At 69.0% G+C, this 16,165-nt stretch carries 13 protein-coding genes; all 13 read left to right on the forward strand.

The features are described 5' to 3' along the window. Positions 1-15: 15 nt before the first annotated feature. The 13 genes from IE173_RS07775 to IE173_RS07835 all read left to right on the forward strand — a co-directional run bounded on the left by IE173_RS07775 (position 16) and on the right by IE173_RS07835 (position 16,149). A complete protein-coding gene (locus IE173_RS07775; RefSeq protein ID WP_191282876.1) occupies positions 16-624 on the forward strand; it encodes a dTDP-4-dehydrorhamnose 3,5-epimerase family protein in 609 nt (202 codons plus the stop codon). Beyond that, complete coding sequence (gene rfbA / locus IE173_RS07780) at positions 624-1,496, forward strand: glucose-1-phosphate thymidylyltransferase RfbA (RefSeq protein WP_191282877.1); 873 nt, start codon at positions 624-626, stop codon at positions 1,494-1,496. The genes IE173_RS07775 and rfbA overlap by 1 nt, the downstream gene beginning before the upstream one ends. Then, positions 1,493-2,440, forward strand: coding sequence for a hypothetical protein (locus IE173_RS07785; protein ID WP_191282878.1), 948 nt, complete (start codon positions 1,493-1,495; stop codon positions 2,438-2,440). The genes rfbA and IE173_RS07785 overlap by 4 nt, the downstream gene beginning before the upstream one ends. Before the next feature lie 129 nt (positions 2,441-2,569). Beyond that, positions 2,570-4,357 (forward strand): hypothetical protein, encoded by a 1,788-nt coding sequence (locus IE173_RS07790; RefSeq protein WP_191282879.1) that lies wholly within the window; start codon positions 2,570-2,572, stop codon positions 4,355-4,357. Between the two features lie 69 nt (positions 4,358-4,426). After that, on the forward strand, positions 4,427-5,326 hold the full coding sequence (locus IE173_RS07795) for an ABC transporter permease (RefSeq protein WP_191282880.1): 900 nt from the start codon (positions 4,427-4,429) through the stop codon (positions 5,324-5,326). Continuing rightward, on the forward strand, positions 5,326-6,555 hold the full coding sequence (locus IE173_RS07800) for an ABC transporter ATP-binding protein (protein WP_191282881.1): 1,230 nt from the start codon (positions 5,326-5,328) through the stop codon (positions 6,553-6,555). Before IE173_RS07795 ends, IE173_RS07800 begins: the two co-directional genes overlap by 1 nt. Further along, a complete protein-coding gene (locus IE173_RS07805) occupies positions 6,552-7,412 on the forward strand; it encodes a glycosyltransferase family 2 protein (RefSeq protein WP_191282882.1) in 861 nt (286 codons plus the stop codon). Before IE173_RS07800 ends, IE173_RS07805 begins: the two co-directional genes overlap by 4 nt. Then, positions 7,405-9,873 carry a glycosyltransferase gene (locus tag IE173_RS07810; RefSeq protein WP_191282883.1) on the forward strand — a complete coding sequence of 823 codons (2,469 nt, stop codon included), beginning with the start codon at positions 7,405-7,407 and terminating at the stop codon, positions 9,871-9,873. The genes IE173_RS07805 and IE173_RS07810 overlap by 8 nt, the downstream gene beginning before the upstream one ends. Continuing rightward, entirely contained in the window at positions 9,870-11,891 is a 2,022-nt protein-coding gene (locus IE173_RS07815) for a DUF7657 domain-containing protein (protein WP_191282884.1), read from the forward strand. Before IE173_RS07810 ends, IE173_RS07815 begins: the two co-directional genes overlap by 4 nt. Further along, positions 11,888-12,952 carry an NAD-dependent epimerase/dehydratase family protein gene (locus tag IE173_RS07820; protein WP_191282885.1) on the forward strand — a complete coding sequence of 355 codons (1,065 nt, stop codon included), beginning with the start codon at positions 11,888-11,890 and terminating at the stop codon, positions 12,950-12,952. Before IE173_RS07815 ends, IE173_RS07820 begins: the two co-directional genes overlap by 4 nt. Before the next feature lie 58 nt (positions 12,953-13,010). Continuing rightward, positions 13,011-14,039, forward strand: a complete 1,029-nt coding sequence (gene gmd, locus IE173_RS07825; RefSeq protein ID WP_191282886.1) for a GDP-mannose 4,6-dehydratase — start codon at positions 13,011-13,013, stop codon at positions 14,037-14,039. Beyond that, positions 14,036-14,968: an NAD-dependent epimerase/dehydratase family protein gene (locus tag IE173_RS07830; RefSeq protein ID WP_191282887.1), complete on the forward strand. Its 933-nt coding sequence runs from the start codon at positions 14,036-14,038 to the stop codon at positions 14,966-14,968. The genes gmd and IE173_RS07830 overlap by 4 nt, the downstream gene beginning before the upstream one ends. Beyond that, positions 14,965-16,149 (forward strand): DegT/DnrJ/EryC1/StrS family aminotransferase, encoded by a 1,185-nt coding sequence (locus IE173_RS07835; RefSeq protein WP_191282888.1) that lies wholly within the window; start codon positions 14,965-14,967, stop codon positions 16,147-16,149. Before IE173_RS07830 ends, IE173_RS07835 begins: the two co-directional genes overlap by 4 nt. The last annotated feature ends 16 nt before the right edge of the window (positions 16,150-16,165 follow it).

A 16,165-nucleotide genomic window follows, 5' to 3' on the forward strand; every position in this document is an offset into this window, starting at 1 on the left:
GGGTAGACTTCCCCGGTGCAGATCCGCGAGCTTTCCATCCCGGACGCCTACGAGATCACCCCGAAGCAACTCGCCGATGACCGCGGCGTCTTCATGGAGTGGTACCGATTCGACCGACTCGCCGAGGTGATCGGGCATCCGCTCGATCTCCGGCAGGCGAACACCTCGGTGTCGAAGCGTGGCGTCGTGCGGGGCATCCATTTCGCGGATGTGCCGCGCGGGCAGGCGAAGTACGTCACCGCCACCCACGGTGCCGTTCTCGACTTCGCCATCGACATCCGCGTCGGGTCGCCCACGTTCGGACAGTGGGACTCGGTGCTGCTGGATGACGTCGACCGTCGTGCGATCTACCTCGCCGAGGGCCTCGGTCACGCGTTCGTCGCGCTCACCGACGACGCCACGGTGAGCTATCTGGTGAGCGACGTCTACAACCCGACGGCGGAACACGGCATCTCGCCGCTCGATCCGCAGATCGCACTCGTCTTCCCCGAGGCCGCGGGCGAGCCGTTGCTGTCGCCGAAGGATCTCGAGGCCCCGACCCTGGCCGACGCCGCAGCCACCGGCCTGCTGCCCGCGTGGGACGACGTGCGCGCGTTCTACGACTCGCTCGGGGCGACCAGCTGATGCGCGGCATCGTGCTCGCCGGCGGATCCGGCACGCGGCTGTGGCCGATCACCAAAGGCATCTCGAAGCAGCTGATGCCGATCTACGACAAGCCGATGATCTACTACCCGCTGTCGACGCTCATGCTCGCCGGCATCCGCGAGATCCTGATCATCACGACCGCCGAGTACAACGAGCAGTTCCGGGCGTTGCTCGGCGACGGCTCGGAGCTCGGCATCCGCCTGGAATACGCCGTTCAGCCCTCACCCGACGGGCTCGCCCAGGCCTTCATCATCGGCGAGGAGTTCATCGGCGACGAGTCGGTCGCCCTCGTGCTCGGCGACAACATCTTCCACGGCGCCGACCTCGGCTCCGCTCTGCAGCAGGACGGCGCGCTCGAGGGCGGGATGATCTTCGCCTATCCGGTCGCCAATCCCAAGGCGTACGGCGTCGTCGAGTTCGACGCCGAGATGCGCGCCCTTTCGATCGAAGAGAAGCCCGAGCGACCCAAGAGCAACTACGCGGTTCCCGGGCTGTACTTCTATGACAACGACGTCGTCGGCATCGCGAAGACGATCACGCCGAGCGCCCGCGGCGAACTGGAGATCTCGACCGTCAACGAGCGCTACCTCGACGCGGGTCGCCTGCGCGTGCAGGTGCTCGACCGCGGCACCGCGTGGCTCGACACCGGAACGTTCGAGTCGATGATGCAGGCGTCGGAGTACGTGCGCGTCATCGAAGACCGCCAGGGACTCAAGATCGGCTGCATCGAAGAAGTGGCGTGGCGCGCAGGGTGGATCGACGACGATCGGCTGCGACAGATCGCGGCTCCGCTCGCGAAGAGCGGCTACGGCGTCTATCTCCAGCAGTTGCTCGACGGCCCGCCGCAGTGAGCGGACTCCGCCGGCTCCTCGGGCGCATTCCCGGGGTCCGCGAGGCGTGGCGGACGGTCTACGGTGCCTGGCGCCGGATCGTCGATCCCCCGACCCCGACCGGTTACGACGACCGTCCCGACCGACAGACGCGCCGACTCTTACGACGGCTGCGATTCGCCAACCGGTTCTCCCGCCGGTCGATCGTCGATCCCGACTCGCCTGTCGCTGTCTGCACCACGACGTACGGCCCCCGGCTGCGCACCGTGCATCTGGCGATCGAGTCGGTCGCCCGCGGCGACCTCCGGCCCCGACGCCACGTGCTCTACCTCGACGATCCCGAGGCGTTCCGGCGCCTGACGCCCCAGCTTCGACGACTGCAGCGGCGCGGGCTCGAGATCGTCGAGGTGCCGCACGGCTACAAGGTGCACACCAAGCACTGGTTCTACGTGAACTCGACGGATCACCACGAGGTGCCCCTCGCGACGAGCGAAGACGACATCCTGTTCCCGCCGCACTGGCTGGCGGAACTCGTCGCGACGCTCGAGAAGCATCCCGGCGACCTCGCGACCCCGCGTGCCCACAAGGTGGGTTTCGACGGCGACCGTGTCGCCCCGTATGCCTCGTGGCAGCCGGTGCGCGACGATCGTCCGAGTTTCCGCAACTTCGGCACGAGCGTCTCGGGGCAGATCTATCCGCCCGCGTTCCTCGACGAGGTGCGTGAGGCGGGGGAGACCTTCCTCACCGTCGCCCCGAACAACGACGACCTCTGGTTGCACCACGTGGCGGTGCTCAACGGCCGACGCGTGGTGCAGACCCGGCCGCAGTCGCAACACTTCCCGTTCGTGCCGGGGACCCAGTCCGGCGGCCTGTACTTCACCAACATCGTGGGGGGCGGCAACGACGTTCAGATCGCCGCGACGTACACCCCCGAGAGCCTCGCTCGCATGCGCTCCGACACCTGATCAGCGGATTTCCCCCGATTTCCGCCATTCGTGCGCATAATGAAGGGTCCGGTGAGCGGGGGTGAACGCGGAATGACGTCTCTTCCCAGCGCGCCGTCGCGCCCCGGTCTGCTCCGGCGGATCGTGACGATGATCGTTGCCCTCGCCGTCGTGGTCACCGTCCTTCCGGCCCTGCCCGGCGCCACCACCCCGGCAGCTGCGGCCAACGCGGCCGACTTCGATCCCGGCTACATCGTCAGCGACGAGAACTTCTACAACGGCGGTGCGCTCGACGCGGGAGCGGTGCAGCTCTTCATCGCGAGCAAGAATCCGGGATGCTACGCGGGAACCACGTGCCTGCTCAACTACACGCAGAACACCCCGAGCATGGCGGCGACCTCGTACTGCCAGGCGATGCCGGGGATCGCCAACGAATCGGCGGCGAGCATCATCGCGCGCGTCGGCGCGGCGTGCAATATCAGCCAGAAGGCGCTTCTCGTGATCCTGCAGAAGGAGCAGAGCCTCGTGACGTTGCGCGAGGCGAGCGCGAGCCGGTTCAACAAGGCGACGGGATTCGCCTGTCCCGACACGGCGCCCTGCGATCCCGCCTACGCCGGATTCTTCTACCAGATCTACAACGCGGCTCGGCAGTTCAACATCTATAAGATCCGGCCTCAGAACTTCAACCACCAGGCCGGCCAGTGGAACGCCATCCTGTGGCATCCGAACGCGGCGTGCGGCCGGGTGAACACCTACATTCGCAACGCCGCCACCGCCGGCCTGTACAACTACACGCCCTACCGTCCCAATGATTCCGCACTCGCCAACATGTACGGCACGGGTGACGGCTGCGCGTCGTACGGCAACCGCAACTTCTGGCGGCTGTGGACCGACTGGTTCGGCCCGACCACCGGCACGTCGCCCTCGCTGGCGCAGGTGAGCGGCTCGAGTGATGTCTGGCTGCTCGGCCCGGGGGTTCGCTACCGGTTCGGCGACGCCGCAACCCTCGCCCGGTACAGCGCCTTCGGCACGATCCGAACGATGACGACCAGCGAATTGGGCAACTACTACTGGGGCGGTCAGACGGTGCAGAAGGCGGTCGCGACAACCGACGGCCGCATCTGGCTCATCGATGTCAAGCGATACGCGTTCCAGAACTGTGAGCAACTCGCGTCGTACGGCATGACCTGTGGGCAGCTCCCGGTGGTCGCCAGCACTCAACTCAACCCCGTCGTGTCGGCCGGCTACCTGCAGCACATCGTGCGCGGCCCGGACGGCGCGAACTGGTTCGTGCAGAACGGGACGCGGCGTGAGATGCCCGACACGTCGCTGCTCGTCCCCTTCGGGATCCCGTCGACGTTCAGTTACGTGTCGGAGAGCACGATCGCGCCCGTCACGATCGGCCCACCGCTGCTCGCCCCCAGCCTGGTGACCGACGGTGCCGGAGGGTTGAAGCTCGCGGCCAACGCCGGCTACGCGGTGCCCCCGGCTTTCCTCGATCCCGCCGTGACCTCGACCGCGACGCGGCTGACCGCCGCATCCTTCGCCCTCGTCGGAAGCTCGACGACGGCTCCGTCGCGGATGACGACGGGCGGGCGGTTCTACCTGCTCACCACGCTCGGCTGGCTCGACGTGAACGGCACGACGCTGGGATCGGCGGAGTTCGTTGCCGGAACCGACGAGCTGCGTCGCGCCCTCGCGAATCGCACGACGACGTCGACGTTCTTCGTCCGCGAGCAGGACTCGGCCCAGGTCTACCTCGTCGGCTCGAACGGGTTGACCGCGATGAACGACGCTGCGATCGCCTGGTACTCCTCGACCTACGGGGTCAGCTCGACGCCCTGGGTCGTGCCGGCGAACGGGCTGGATGGACTGGTGCGCGCGCTCGACGCTCCCGTCGAGATCGGCCCCGGTACCGCTCCCAACCCGGGCCGCTGAGGCACCCGTATACTTGACGCGCTCCGCCCGGACACCTGACGGGCGCCTGCCCGGCGCCGAGACGAGACGATGACCGCCGCCCACGATCGCTTCCGAGTCCTCGAACGGCAACCGTTCATCTCCACAGCGTCGGATTCCACCATCCGCGGGGTGTTCCGCACCTCGCTCGAGATCGTGCGCCGACGCGACCTGCTGAGTCTGCTCGTCCGGCGCGACCTGAAGTCGCGCTACAAGGACAGCGCGCTCGGCGTGGTCTGGACGCTCATCCGACCGCTGACGCAACTCGTCGTCTACTACGTCGTGCTCGGCAAGTTCCTCGGCGCCGAACGCGGTCTGCCGGAGTTCGCGATCTACATCTTCTCCGGGCTCATCGCCTACGGGTTGTTCAGCGAGATCGTGTCGAGCGGCACCAGCTCGATCCTCAACAACGCCGGGCTGGTCAAGAAGGTCTATCTGCCGCGCGCGATCTTCCCGCTCGCGAGCGTCGGTTCGGCGCTCTTCAACTTCGCGATGCAACTGGTCATCCTCGTGGGCGCGACACTGCTGCTCGGGACCTTCCCCCTGCACGCCGACCTCTGGTACGCCCTTCCCGGCCTCGCGCTCTTGCTCATCTACGGGTACGCCCTCGGGCTGCTGCTCGCGGCGCTCAACGTCTACTTCCGCGATATCGGCTACCTCGTCGAGGTCGTGCTGCTGCTCATGCTGTGGGCCTCCCCGATCGTGTACGGCTGGGGTTTCGTGCGGGATGCCGTCGGCCCGAGCCTGCTGCTCGAGATCTACACCGACAACCCGGTCACCCTCGCCGTGCTCGCCTTCCACAAGGCGTTCTGGATCGCCGGCGCCGAGTCGGCCTATCCGGAGTTCCTGCTGATGCGGATCGGCGTCGCCCTCGTCGCCGGCCTGATCTTCATCGTGTTCTCGCAGTTCGTCTTCGCCCGTCTGCAGGGCAACTTCGCGCAGGAGCTGTGATGGCGAAGAAGCCCGCCCCCGAGGCGCCCCCCGCCGCCCCCGAGATCGTCAGGATGCGGGGTGTCTCGAAGCGCTTCATCGTGCGTCAGGACAACTCGCTCAAGGAGCGTCTCGTCACGCTCGGGCGGATCGGACGCAAGCACCGCAGCGATTTCTGGGCACTGCGCGACATCGACCTGACGATCCACGCCGGCACGACGGTGGGTCTCATCGGCCACAACGGTTCGGGCAAGAGCACGCTGCTGAAGGTGCTCGGCGGCATCATCGACCCGACATCGGGCTCGGCAGAGCGTCGCGGCCGCATCGCGGCGCTGCTCGAGCTCGGCACGGGGTTCCATCCCGACCTGACGGGGCGCGAGAACGTCTTCCTCAACGCCGCGATCCTCGGGCTGACCCGCGCCGAGACCGAGGCTCGGCTCGACGAGATCCTCGCCTTCGCGAGCATCGGCGACCACATCGACACCCAGGTGAAGTTCTACTCGTCGGGCATGTTCGTGCGACTCGCCTTCGCGGTCGCGGTGCACACCGACCCCGATCTGCTGCTCGTCGACGAGGTACTCGCGGTCGGCGACGAGGCGTTCCAACGCAAGTGCATGGACAAGATCCGCACCTTCCAACAGGAGGGCCGCACGATCGTGCTGGTGAGCCACTCGCTCGACCAGGTGGTCGACCTGTGCGACCGCACCGTTCTGCTGAACAACGGCGAGGTCGTCTTCGACGGCGACCCCCGGGATGCCGTGCGCGAGTTCCGCGGCATCCTCGAGACCCGACGCAAGGCCGAGGTCCAGGCGGGGGGCGGCGCGGCCGCCCCGCAGTACCTCCAGTGGGTCGATTCGGCGCTCGCGACGCCCTCCGCGCCCGGGCCGGACGGCGAGCTGATGGCCGGCACCGACCTCGACATCGAGTTCGATCTGCATTGCGACGCACCGAAGGCCGGGATGATCCTGGCGATCGGCATCGACAGCTCGCGCGGCCAGGTCGCCTACAGCACCACGACACGGCTGCTCGGCGTCGACCTCGAGCCGTTCACCGGAACGAGGCGGGTGCGGTTCCGCCTCGAAGACTGCCAGTTCGGCCCCGGCAAGTACTTCGTGCACATCTCGGTGATCGACGAGATCGGCGTGCACCTCTACGACTGGCCGCAGGCGATCTCGTTCGACATGCACGACTACCGCACGTCGTTCGGAACGGTGCACATCGAGCCCCGCTTCGAGATCGTCGACGGATGACGGCCGCACGCGTCGGCGTCGTCACCGTCGCCTACGAGTCGGGGGAGTCTCTCGAGGCCTTCCTCGCCTCGATCCCGGGCGCCGCCTCGGAGCCGGTCGAGGTCGTGGTGGTCGAGAACGCGTCGGCGGGCGCGGCTGAGGCGCGGGCGACGGCCGAGCGTCACGGTGCGCGGTTCCTCCAGCTCGCCGAGAACCGCGGCTATGGCGGCGGAGTCAACGCCGGGGTCGAGCTGCTCGGCGACGTCGAGTTCGTGCTCGTCTCGAACCCCGACACCGTGCTCGGCGCCGGCTCGCTCGACACGCTCGTCGCCCGCGGGCGCAGCCGCCCCGAGGCGGCGGCGCTGGGCCCCCTCGTGCGGGATGCCGGGGGTGCCGTCTACCCGTCGGCCCGGCGCCTGCCGTCGCTGCGCGAAGGCCTCGGACACGCCCTCTTCGTCAACCTCTGGCCGATGAACCCGTGGACCCGCGCCTACCGCCAGGCGGCGGCCGACATCCGCGAGCGCGAGGCGGGCTGGCTCTCGGGCTCGTGCGTGCTCGTGCGGCGCGACGTGTTCGCCGAGCTCGGCGGCTTCGACGAGGCGTACTTCATGTACTTCGAGGATGTCGACCTCGGGGCGCGGATCACGCGAGCCGGTCGGGTCAACCTCTACGTGCCCGACGCCGAGGTGACGCACACCGGTGCCCACTCGACACGTCGCTCGGCGTCCCGGATGCGGGCCGCGCATCACGACAGCGCGTATCGCTACCTCGCCCGGCGCTACACGGCCTGGTACCTCTGGCCGTTGCGCGTCGCGCTCAAACTGGGCCTCGGCATCCGCAAGCGCCTGCCCTCCGGCGGGGAGGTTCCCGATGCCTGACCTCGGCACCGGCGTCGTCTCGGTCGTGCTCGTGAACTTCCGCGGCACCGACGACACGATCACCGCCGTCGCGGGACTGCGGGAGTTGGACTGGCCCGCGGATCGGCTCGAGATCGTCGTCGTCGAGAACGGTTCGGGCGACGACAGCGCCGCGCGGCTGCGTGCCGTGCCGGGCATCGTGCTCGTCGAGTCGACCGACAACCTGGGCTTCGCGGGCGGCTGCAACCTCGGCGTCGCCCACAGCACCGGTGACGTCGTCGCGTTCCTCAACAACGACGCACGGCCCGACCGCGGCTGGATCTCCGAGGCGATGGCCGCCTTCGCGAGGTCGTCGCGCATCGGCGCGGTCGCGAGTCGCGTGCTCGACTGGGACGGCAAACTCGTCGACTACCTCGGGTCGGCGATGACCTGGTACGGGATGGGCTACAAGCCGCTCACCGGTGACCCCATCCCGTCCACCCCCGACGAGCCGCGCGACGTGCTGTTCGGAACCGGGTCGGCGATGTTCGTGCGCCGCGACGTGTACCTCGAGCTCGGCGGCTTCGACGAGCGGTACTTCATGTTCTTCGAGGACGTCGACCTCGGCTGGCGGCTCAATCTGCGCGGCTGGCGGTACGCCTATGTGCCGGCATCGACGGCGTACCACAAGCATCACGCGTCGATGTCGTCGTACGGCTCGCACAAGGAGGCCTACCTCCTCGAACGCAACGCGCTCTTCACGCTCTACAAGAACGCTGGCGACGCGATGCTCGCCGAGGCGCTCCCGGCGGCGATGGCGCTCGCGGTGCGGCGCGGGGTCGTGCGTGCCGGGCTCGACTCGCAGGAGTTCGAGCTGGTGCGCCGCGGGCCCGACGACGCCGACCAGACCGTGCCACGACTCGGGCTCGTGCCGCTCTATGCGATCGACCGGCTCGTCGAGGAGCTGCCGGAGCTGAAGGCGGATCGGGATGCCGTGCAGGCATCCCGCGTCGTGTCGGACGCGGCGATCTGGCGGCTCTTCGGCAAGGCGGATGCGCCCATCACCCAGGAGGCGGACTACGTGCGCGGCTACGAGAACATCGCGACGACATTCGACGTGACCCAAGGTCCGACTTCGACCAAGGTGCTCATCATCACCGGCGACCCGATCGGCGCGAAACTCGCCGGCCCCGCCATCCGCGCGTGGAACATGGCCGAACGGCTGAGCGTCTCGCACGATGTCACCCTGCTGACGCTCTCCGGCGCCGAGGCGGTGTCGGCGCCGTTCGCGGTCGAGCACGTCGCCCCCGGTGACGACCGTCGCTTCGCTCCGTTCGAGGCCTGGGCCGACGTCATCCTCTTCCAGGGCCACGCGATGGCGGTCTTCGACGCCCTGCGGCGCACGTCGAAGATCGTCGTCGTCGACATCTACGACCCGATGCACCTCGAACAGCTCGAGCAGGCCCGCGAACTCGGGAAGGCCACCTGGCAGAAGGCGGTCGGCGACGCGACCGACGTGCTCAACCAGCAGCTCGAGCGAGGCGACTTCTTCCTCGCCGCGTCCGAGCGGCAACGACACTTCTACCTCGGCCAGCTCGCCGCGCTCGGTCGCGTCAGCCCGGCGGTCTACGACGGAGACCCCGACCTGCGCCGGCTGCTCGACGTCGTGCCCTTCGGTCTCTCGTCGACCCCGCCGGTGCACGAGCGCGACGTGCTGAAGGGCGTGCGTCCGGGGATCGGCGCGAACGACAAGGTGCTGCTCTGGGGCGGGGGGCTCTACAACTGGTTCGACCCCGAGACGCTCATCCGCGCCGTCGCGCAGGTCGCCGAACGCCACCCGGAGATCCGGCTGTTCTTCCAGGGCACCAAGCACCCGCATCCCGACGTTCCCGAGATGGAGGTCGTCGCCCGGTCGCGGCACCTCGCCGAGGAGCTCGGCGTGCTCGATCGCGCGGTGTTCTTCAACGACTCCTGGGTGGAGTACGCCGACCGGCAGAACTACCTGCTCGAGGCCGACGCCGGGGTGAGCACCCATTTCGAGCACATCGAGACGACGTTCTCGTTCCGCACGCGCATCCTCGACTACCTCTGGGCCGGGCTGCCGATGGTGGTCACCGACGGCGACCACTTCGCCGAGCTGATCGCCCGGGAGGGACTCGGGGTGGTCGTTCCGGCCGAAGACGTCGACGCGCTCGCCTCGGGCATCGAGCGCGTGCTGTACGACGACGCCTTCCGTTCCGCCGCGATCGCCAACGTCGCGCGGGTGCGCGAGGACTACACCTGGGAGCGTGTGCTCGAGCCGCTGGAGCGCTTCATCGCGCACGCGCGTCCGGCAGCCGACCGCGTCGGCCCCCGGGCCTCCGTGGGGGTGCGCGGGCCACGGGCGCGGCGCACGCATTCCGGGCTGCGGCACGATCTCGGTCAGGCCGCGCACTACCTGCGCAACGGCGGACCCGGGGTGGTGTTCGCCAAGATCAGACGACGGCTCGGGCGGCGACGGTGACGGCGCTCCGCCCGACGAGCCTCCGGTCACGCTGGAACCGCTTCGTCGAACCCGCCGTCACCGGGCTGCCGACCTGGCGGGTGATGGTCTGGTTCCCGGCAATCGTCGCGCTCGGTGCGTTGGTCCTCATCGCGCTCGGGATCAGCGGGACCTCCTCCGGGGCCTACTGGCTCGAATTCGGCGAGGGCGTCGATCCCGATGCGGTGCTCGGTGGCCCGCGGCTCATCCGATCCGACGAATGGCTCGTCAATCAGTCGTGGATCATCTCGCAGGCCCAGCAGGGGTATCCGAGCGTCAACGGAACGTTCCCCGGCGGGATGGACGCGACGGTCGGGATGGAGCTCCCCGCCTGGGACTGGGTGACGCTATTCCGTCCGCACCTGTGGGGGCACCTGCTGTTCGGCCCCGAAATCGGCACCGCGTGGCAGTGGTGGATCCCGGCGCTCGGGCTCGTCGCCGCGGTGTACCTGTTCGTCGTCACGATCCTGCCGCGACGGCCGATCACGGCGGCCCTCATCGCGTGCGTCGTCTACTTCTCGCCGATCTTCCAGTGGTGGTACGGCCCCAACGCTCTCTGGCCGACCGCATGGGCGCTGCTCGCCACGACAGCGACGATCTGGATGCTGCGCGACCCGCGTCTGCGCGTGCGCGTCGCGTGGGCGGTCGTCGTCGGCTGGCTCGCGGTCACCGCGGCGATCGGGTTGTACGTGCCGTTCCTGGTGCCGCCGGTGCTCATGTTCGTCGGGCTCTTCCTCGGCCTCGTCCTGGCTCGCCGCCCGTGGGGCGCCCGGTTCCGGCCGACCGTTCGCGCCCTCGCCCCGCTGCTGCTCGCGGGCGTCGGGGCGATCGCGGTCGTGCTGGCCTGGGTGGCGACTCGATTGTCGTCCTTCGCCGCTATCGGGGAGACCGTCTACCCGGGCGCGCGATCCGACCCGAGCGGCGCGCTCCTGCGCGAAGACCCGACTCTGCTCGGCCTGTTCGGCGCCCCCTTCGGGCAGTCGTTCGCCACCGTCGGCGGCCCGACGGTGCTCGGCCCCAACCCCTCGGAGGCGTCGACCGCGATCCTGCTCGCCCTCTTCGTGCTTCCCGGATTCGGGTACCTCATCGTGCGGGCGTGGCGGCGGGAGAGGCGGCTCGACGGGCTCGACATCGCCGCCGTCGCCGTGCTGCTCCTGCTCCTCGCCTTCCTGCTGATCCCCGGGTGGGATCCATTGGCGCGGCTCCTGCTCCTCGATCGCGTTCCGGTCTCCCGGTTCCGGGTCGGCTTCGCCGCCCTCTTGCCGGTGTTCTTCGCGCTCGTGGTCCGGCACGTCGACCGGCTCCCCTCGCCGCGGCTGTGGATCCCCGCGATCGCGACCGCGGTCGGTGTCGGACTGATCACCGTGCTGCTCTATCTCGAACTGCGCGAGGTCAGCCCCGAGGTGCTCGACTCGGCGCGGCTCTGGCCGGTGGCGGCGGTCGCGATCGCCCTCGCCTGCGGGCTGGTCTTCGTGCCCCGGCTGGCACCGGCTGCCGCTGGCGTACTGCTCGTCGCTTCTTTGACGATCGGCGCCGCCGTGAACCCGCTCTACCGGGGGGTCTACGACCTCAACGACACCGAGATCGGTGAGGCGATCCACGCCGTCGACGATGGCGGTGCCTGGGTCGGAGTCGGTTCTTACCTGACGATGGCACTCGTCATGCAGACCGGCGTCGACGGATACAACGGCGTGCAGATGTACCCGCCGGAGGAGACCTGGGAGCAGATCGATCCCGACGGTTCCGACGAGAACGTCTGGAATCGCCTCGCCCACGTGCGCTGGACCTGGGGGTCGGGTGACCCCGTCTTCACCGCCTCGCAGCGCGACCAGATCCTGGGGCAGTTCGACGCCTGCTCGGACTTCGCGCAGACCCACGTCTCATACGTCGTGAGTGACGAGACACCACCCTCCGATGCGTGCCTGGAGGAACTCGACGACGTCGAGCAGGGCCGTACCGATTTCCAGATCTATCGCATCGTCCCCGAGGAGTCCCGATGAACGAAGCCACTGTCCTCGTCACCGGCGGCGCCGGCTTCATCGGCTGCGCGCTCGCTCAGCGTGTCGCTGCCGAAGCACGCCGCTGGGTCGTGCTCGACAACCTGCATCCGCAGGTGCACGCGAGCGGCGCGCGCCCCGCCGACCTCCCTGATGCGGCTGAGCTCGTCGTCGGCGACGTGTCGGATGCCGCGACCTGGGATGCGCTGTTGGCGCAGGTGCGCCCCGACGTCGTCATCCACCTGGCCGCCGAGACCGGCACGGCGCAGTCGCTCGATGAGGCGACCCGTCATGCGATGGTCAACCTGGTCGGCACCACGCAGATGCTCGACGCCTTCGGCCGCGCGGGCGTCGAGCCTGCGCAGATCGTGCTCGCGAGCAGTCGTGCGGTCTACGGCGAGGGTCAGTGGCGACGCACCGACGGCAGCGTCTTCGCCGCGCCGATGCGGTCGCACGCCCAACTCGAGGCGGGCCAGTGGGACTTCCCCGACTCCGAGGGGCTGCCGAGCCGCGCGGACCGGACGCCGGCGGCGCCCACCAGCGTCTACGGTGCCACGAAGCTCGCGCAGGAGCACGTGCTCTCCGCCTGGGCCGGCGCCCGGTCGACCCACCTGCACGTGCTGCGGTTCCAGAACGTGTACGGCCCCGGGCAGTCGCTCACCAACAGTTACACCGGCATCGTCTCGCTGTTCTCGCAGCTGGCTCGACGGGGAGAGTCCATCCCGCTCTACGAAGACGGAGCGATCACGCGCGACTTCGTCTTCATCGACGACGTCGCCGCAGCCGTCGTCGCGACCCTCCGGCGGCCGGATGCCCGATACCCCTACGCGCTCGACGTCGGCACCGGCACGGGAACCACCATCGCGCAGTTGGCGGAGGCGATCGCGGCCTTCCACGGCGCGCCCGCCCCGCACGTCACCGGGCGGTTCCGCGACGGGGATGTGCGCCACGCGTCGAGTGACATCGCGCTCACGCGCGCCGCTCTCGACTGGGAGCCCGCTGTCGACGTCGTCGACGGTGTGGCCCGCCTGCAGGAGTGGATCGCCCGCGTCGATCCCCGCTGACCGGCTCGGTAGACTCTCGGGGGCGCCGTCCTGGGCGTCGGCGGAACGAAAGAGCGACATGAGCGACACTCCCCGTAAGAAGGCCGTGATCACCGGGATCACCGGTCAGGACGGAAGCTATCTCGCCGAGCTGCTGCTCGCGAAGGGCTACGAGGTCCACGGCTTCATCCGCCGCTCCTCGACCTTCAACACCGAGCGCATCGATCACGTCTATCAGGACCCGCACGTCGACGACCAGCGGCTCATCCTGCACTTCGCCGACCTCGCCGACGGCTCGCGACTGGTCACCCTGCTCAACGAGATCAACCCCGACGAGGTCTACAACCTCGCGGCCCAGTCGCACGTGCGGGTGAGCTTCGACGAACCCGAGTACACCGGCCAGACCACCGGCCTCGGCACGGTGCGCCTGCTCGAAGCGATCCGCACCGCCGGCGTCTCCCCGCGGTTCTACCAGGCCTCCAGCTCGGAGATGTTCGGGGCGTCGCCGCCGCCGCAGAACGAGGACACCCCGTTCTACCCGCGCTCGCCCTACGGCGTCGCCAAGGTCTATTCGCACTGGATCACCCGCAACTATCGGGAGGCGTACGGGCTCTTCGCCGTCAACGGCATCCTGTTCAACCACGAGTCCCCGCGGCGCGGCGGCACCTTCGTCACCCGCAAGATCACCCGCGCTGTGGCCCGGATCGCGGCCGGCCAGCAGAAGGAGCTCTACCTGGGCAACCTCGACGCGGTGCGCGACTGGGGTTACGCCCCGGAGTATGTCGAGGCGATGTGGCGGATGCTGCAGCACGACGAGCCGACCGACTACGTGGTCGCGACGAACACCGCTTACACGGTGCGTGACTTCCTGCGGTTCTCGTTCGAGCACGTCGGTCTCGACTGGGAGAAGTACGTGAAGTTCGATGAGCGCTACCTGCGTCCGACCGAGGTCGACGCGCTCATCGGTGACCCGTCGAAGGCCGCCGACCTGCTCGGGTGGGTGCCCAAGGTGCACACGCCGCGACTCGCCCAGATCATGGTCGATGCGGATGTCGCCGCCCTCGCGATCGAGGGCCAACACCACGTCGACGTCGTCGTCTCCGAGTGAAGGTCGTCCTCACCGGATCAGCCGGGCTTCTCGGCTCGAGCATCGTGCGCGCCTGGCGCGCGACCCGGCCGGGTGACGAGCTCGTCGCGCTGACCCGCGCGGACGTCGACCTCAGCAATGCCGACGCGACGGCTGCCGTCGTCGCCCGACATGCCCCCGACGCCGTCATCCACGCGGCCGCGCACGTCGCCGGGATCGAAGACAAGCTGCGCTCGCCCGACGGATTCCTGTCGGCGAATCTGCGTCTCGACGACTCGGTGTTCTCGGCGGCCGTGGCCGCGGAGGTTCCCGAGTTCCTCTATGTCTCGAGCGCAGCGGTCTACCCCGCGGAAGCCTCCCAGCCGATCCCCGAGTCTGCGCTTCTGGGTGGGCCGCTCGAACCGGCCAACGAAGGCTACGGCCTCGCCAAGATCGTCGGCACCCGACGTTGCTCCTACCTCTCGCGCGAACACGGTTGGGCCTACCGTGCCGTTCTGCCGAGCAATCTGTACGGTCCGGGCGACGACTTCCGCCCCGGTCGCGCCCACCTCGTGGCGTCCGCCCTCGCCAAGGCACACGCCGCCACCGCGGCGGGCTCGGATGTCGTCGAGGTGTGGGGCGACGGCAGCGCACGCCGGGAGTTCACGTACGCGCCCGATCTCGCGAGCTGGCTGGTGACCCAGGTCGGCCGGCTCACCGCGTGGCCCGAGCTGCTCAACGCGGGCTCCGGGATGGAGGCCACCGTGCGCGAGTACTATGAGCACGCGGCGACGGCGGCCGGATTCTCAGGGGAGCTCGTGTTCGATCCCGAGCGACCATCCGGAGTCGCCCGGCGCCTCCTCGATTCCTCCGCGGCGCGTGCCCTGGGATGGGAGCCCACGACTTCGTGGGACGAGGGGTTCGCCGCGTGCTACACCGATCTCCTCACCTCGAAACGAGCAGCCCTATGACGCAGCCGACCGAACCGGCCTTCCCTCTTGCCACCTCATCCTGGGACGACGCCGAGTACGCCGCGATTCAACGCACCGTCGACTCCCGCCGGTTCACGATGGGTCCCGAGGTCGCACGCTTCGAGCGGGACTTCGCCGACCTGTTCGGCGCCGGCTTCGGGGTGATGGTCAACTCCGGGTCGAGCGCCAACCTGATCGCCGTCGCGGCGGCGGTGCTCGACCCGAGGATCGACCTGAATCGCGGAGACGAGGTGCTCGTGCCCGCGGTCTCCTGGGCGACCACCTACTACCCGCTTGCCCAGTACGGGCTCAAGCTGCGATTCGTCGACGTCGACCTCGACACGCTCAACATCGACCTCGACCTGCTCGAGGCGGCGATCACCCCGGCCACCAAGGCCGTCTTCGGGGTGAATCTGCTCGGCAATCCGATCGACTTCACCCGGCTGCGGGCGATCGCCGAGCGTCATGGGCTGGTGATCCTCGAAGACAACTGCGAGTCGCTCGGCGCCCGCTCCGACGGGATCTGGGCAGGCACCGCGGGACTGATGGGCACGTTCAGCGCGTTCTTCTCGCACCACATCTCGACGATGGAGGGCGGCGTCGTGCTCACCGACGACGAGCAGCTCTATCAGGAGCTCGTGTCACTTCGGGCGCACGGCTGGACCCGCGAACTGCCGGCCGACAACTTCGTGCATCCGAAATCAGGTGAGGCGTTCGACGACCTGTTCCGGTTCGTCCTGCCCGGCTACAACGTGCGACCGATCGAGATGAGCGGCGCGATCGGCGTCGAACAGGTGAAGAAGATCCCCGCGCTGGTCGCCGGCCGCCGCGAGAACGCCGCCTACTTCCAGCAGAAGTTCGACGGTGCCGAGTTCGTGCGCATCCAGCGCGAGACCGGCGAGTCGAGCTGGTTCGGGTTCTCGTTCATCCTTGAGCAGGGTCTCGCGGGTCGCCGCGCCGACGCCGTGGCGGCGCTCAGCGCGGCGGGCATCGAGTCTCGCCCGATCGTCGCCGGCAACTTCACCCGGAATCCGGTGATGGCGTACCTCGACGCGATCGTGCCCGACGAGCTTCCGGCCGCCGACCGGGTTCACGTCGACGGCCTGTTCGTCGGCAACCACCACTACCCGGTGCACGAGGGGATCGATCTCGTGCACGAGGTGCTCGCCGGTCTCGCCTGAGCCCGCCCGCGCCGCC

The sequence above is a fragment of the Pseudolysinimonas yzui genome, assembly GCF_014653215.1.
Lineage (GTDB): Bacteria > Actinomycetota > Actinomycetes > Actinomycetales > Microbacteriaceae > Pseudolysinimonas_A > Pseudolysinimonas_A yzui.

Excerpts from the sequence above, each read along its gene's own strand:
- rfbA (WP_191282877.1), top strand. The coding sequence starts at position 624 with ATGCGCGGCATCGTGCTCGCCGGCGGATCCGGCACGCGGCTGTGGCCG.
- IE173_RS07790 (WP_191282879.1), top strand. The coding sequence starts at position 2,570 with ATGATCGTTGCCCTCGCCGTCGTGGTCACCGTCCTTCCGGCCCTGCCC.
- IE173_RS07795 (WP_191282880.1), top strand. The coding sequence starts at position 4,427 with ATGACCGCCGCCCACGATCGCTTCCGAGTCCTCGAACGGCAACCGTTC.
- IE173_RS07800 (WP_191282881.1), top strand. The coding sequence starts at position 5,326 with ATGGCGAAGAAGCCCGCCCCCGAGGCGCCCCCCGCCGCCCCCGAGATC.
- IE173_RS07805 (WP_191282882.1), top strand. The coding sequence starts at position 6,552 with ATGACGGCCGCACGCGTCGGCGTCGTCACCGTCGCCTACGAGTCGGGG.
- IE173_RS07810 (WP_191282883.1), top strand. The coding sequence starts at position 7,405 with ATGCCTGACCTCGGCACCGGCGTCGTCTCGGTCGTGCTCGTGAACTTC.
- IE173_RS07820 (WP_191282885.1), top strand. The coding sequence starts at position 11,888 with ATGAACGAAGCCACTGTCCTCGTCACCGGCGGCGCCGGCTTCATCGGC.
- gmd (WP_191282886.1), top strand. The coding sequence starts at position 13,011 with ATGAGCGACACTCCCCGTAAGAAGGCCGTGATCACCGGGATCACCGGT.
- IE173_RS07835 (WP_191282888.1), top strand. The coding sequence starts at position 14,965 with ATGACGCAGCCGACCGAACCGGCCTTCCCTCTTGCCACCTCATCCTGG.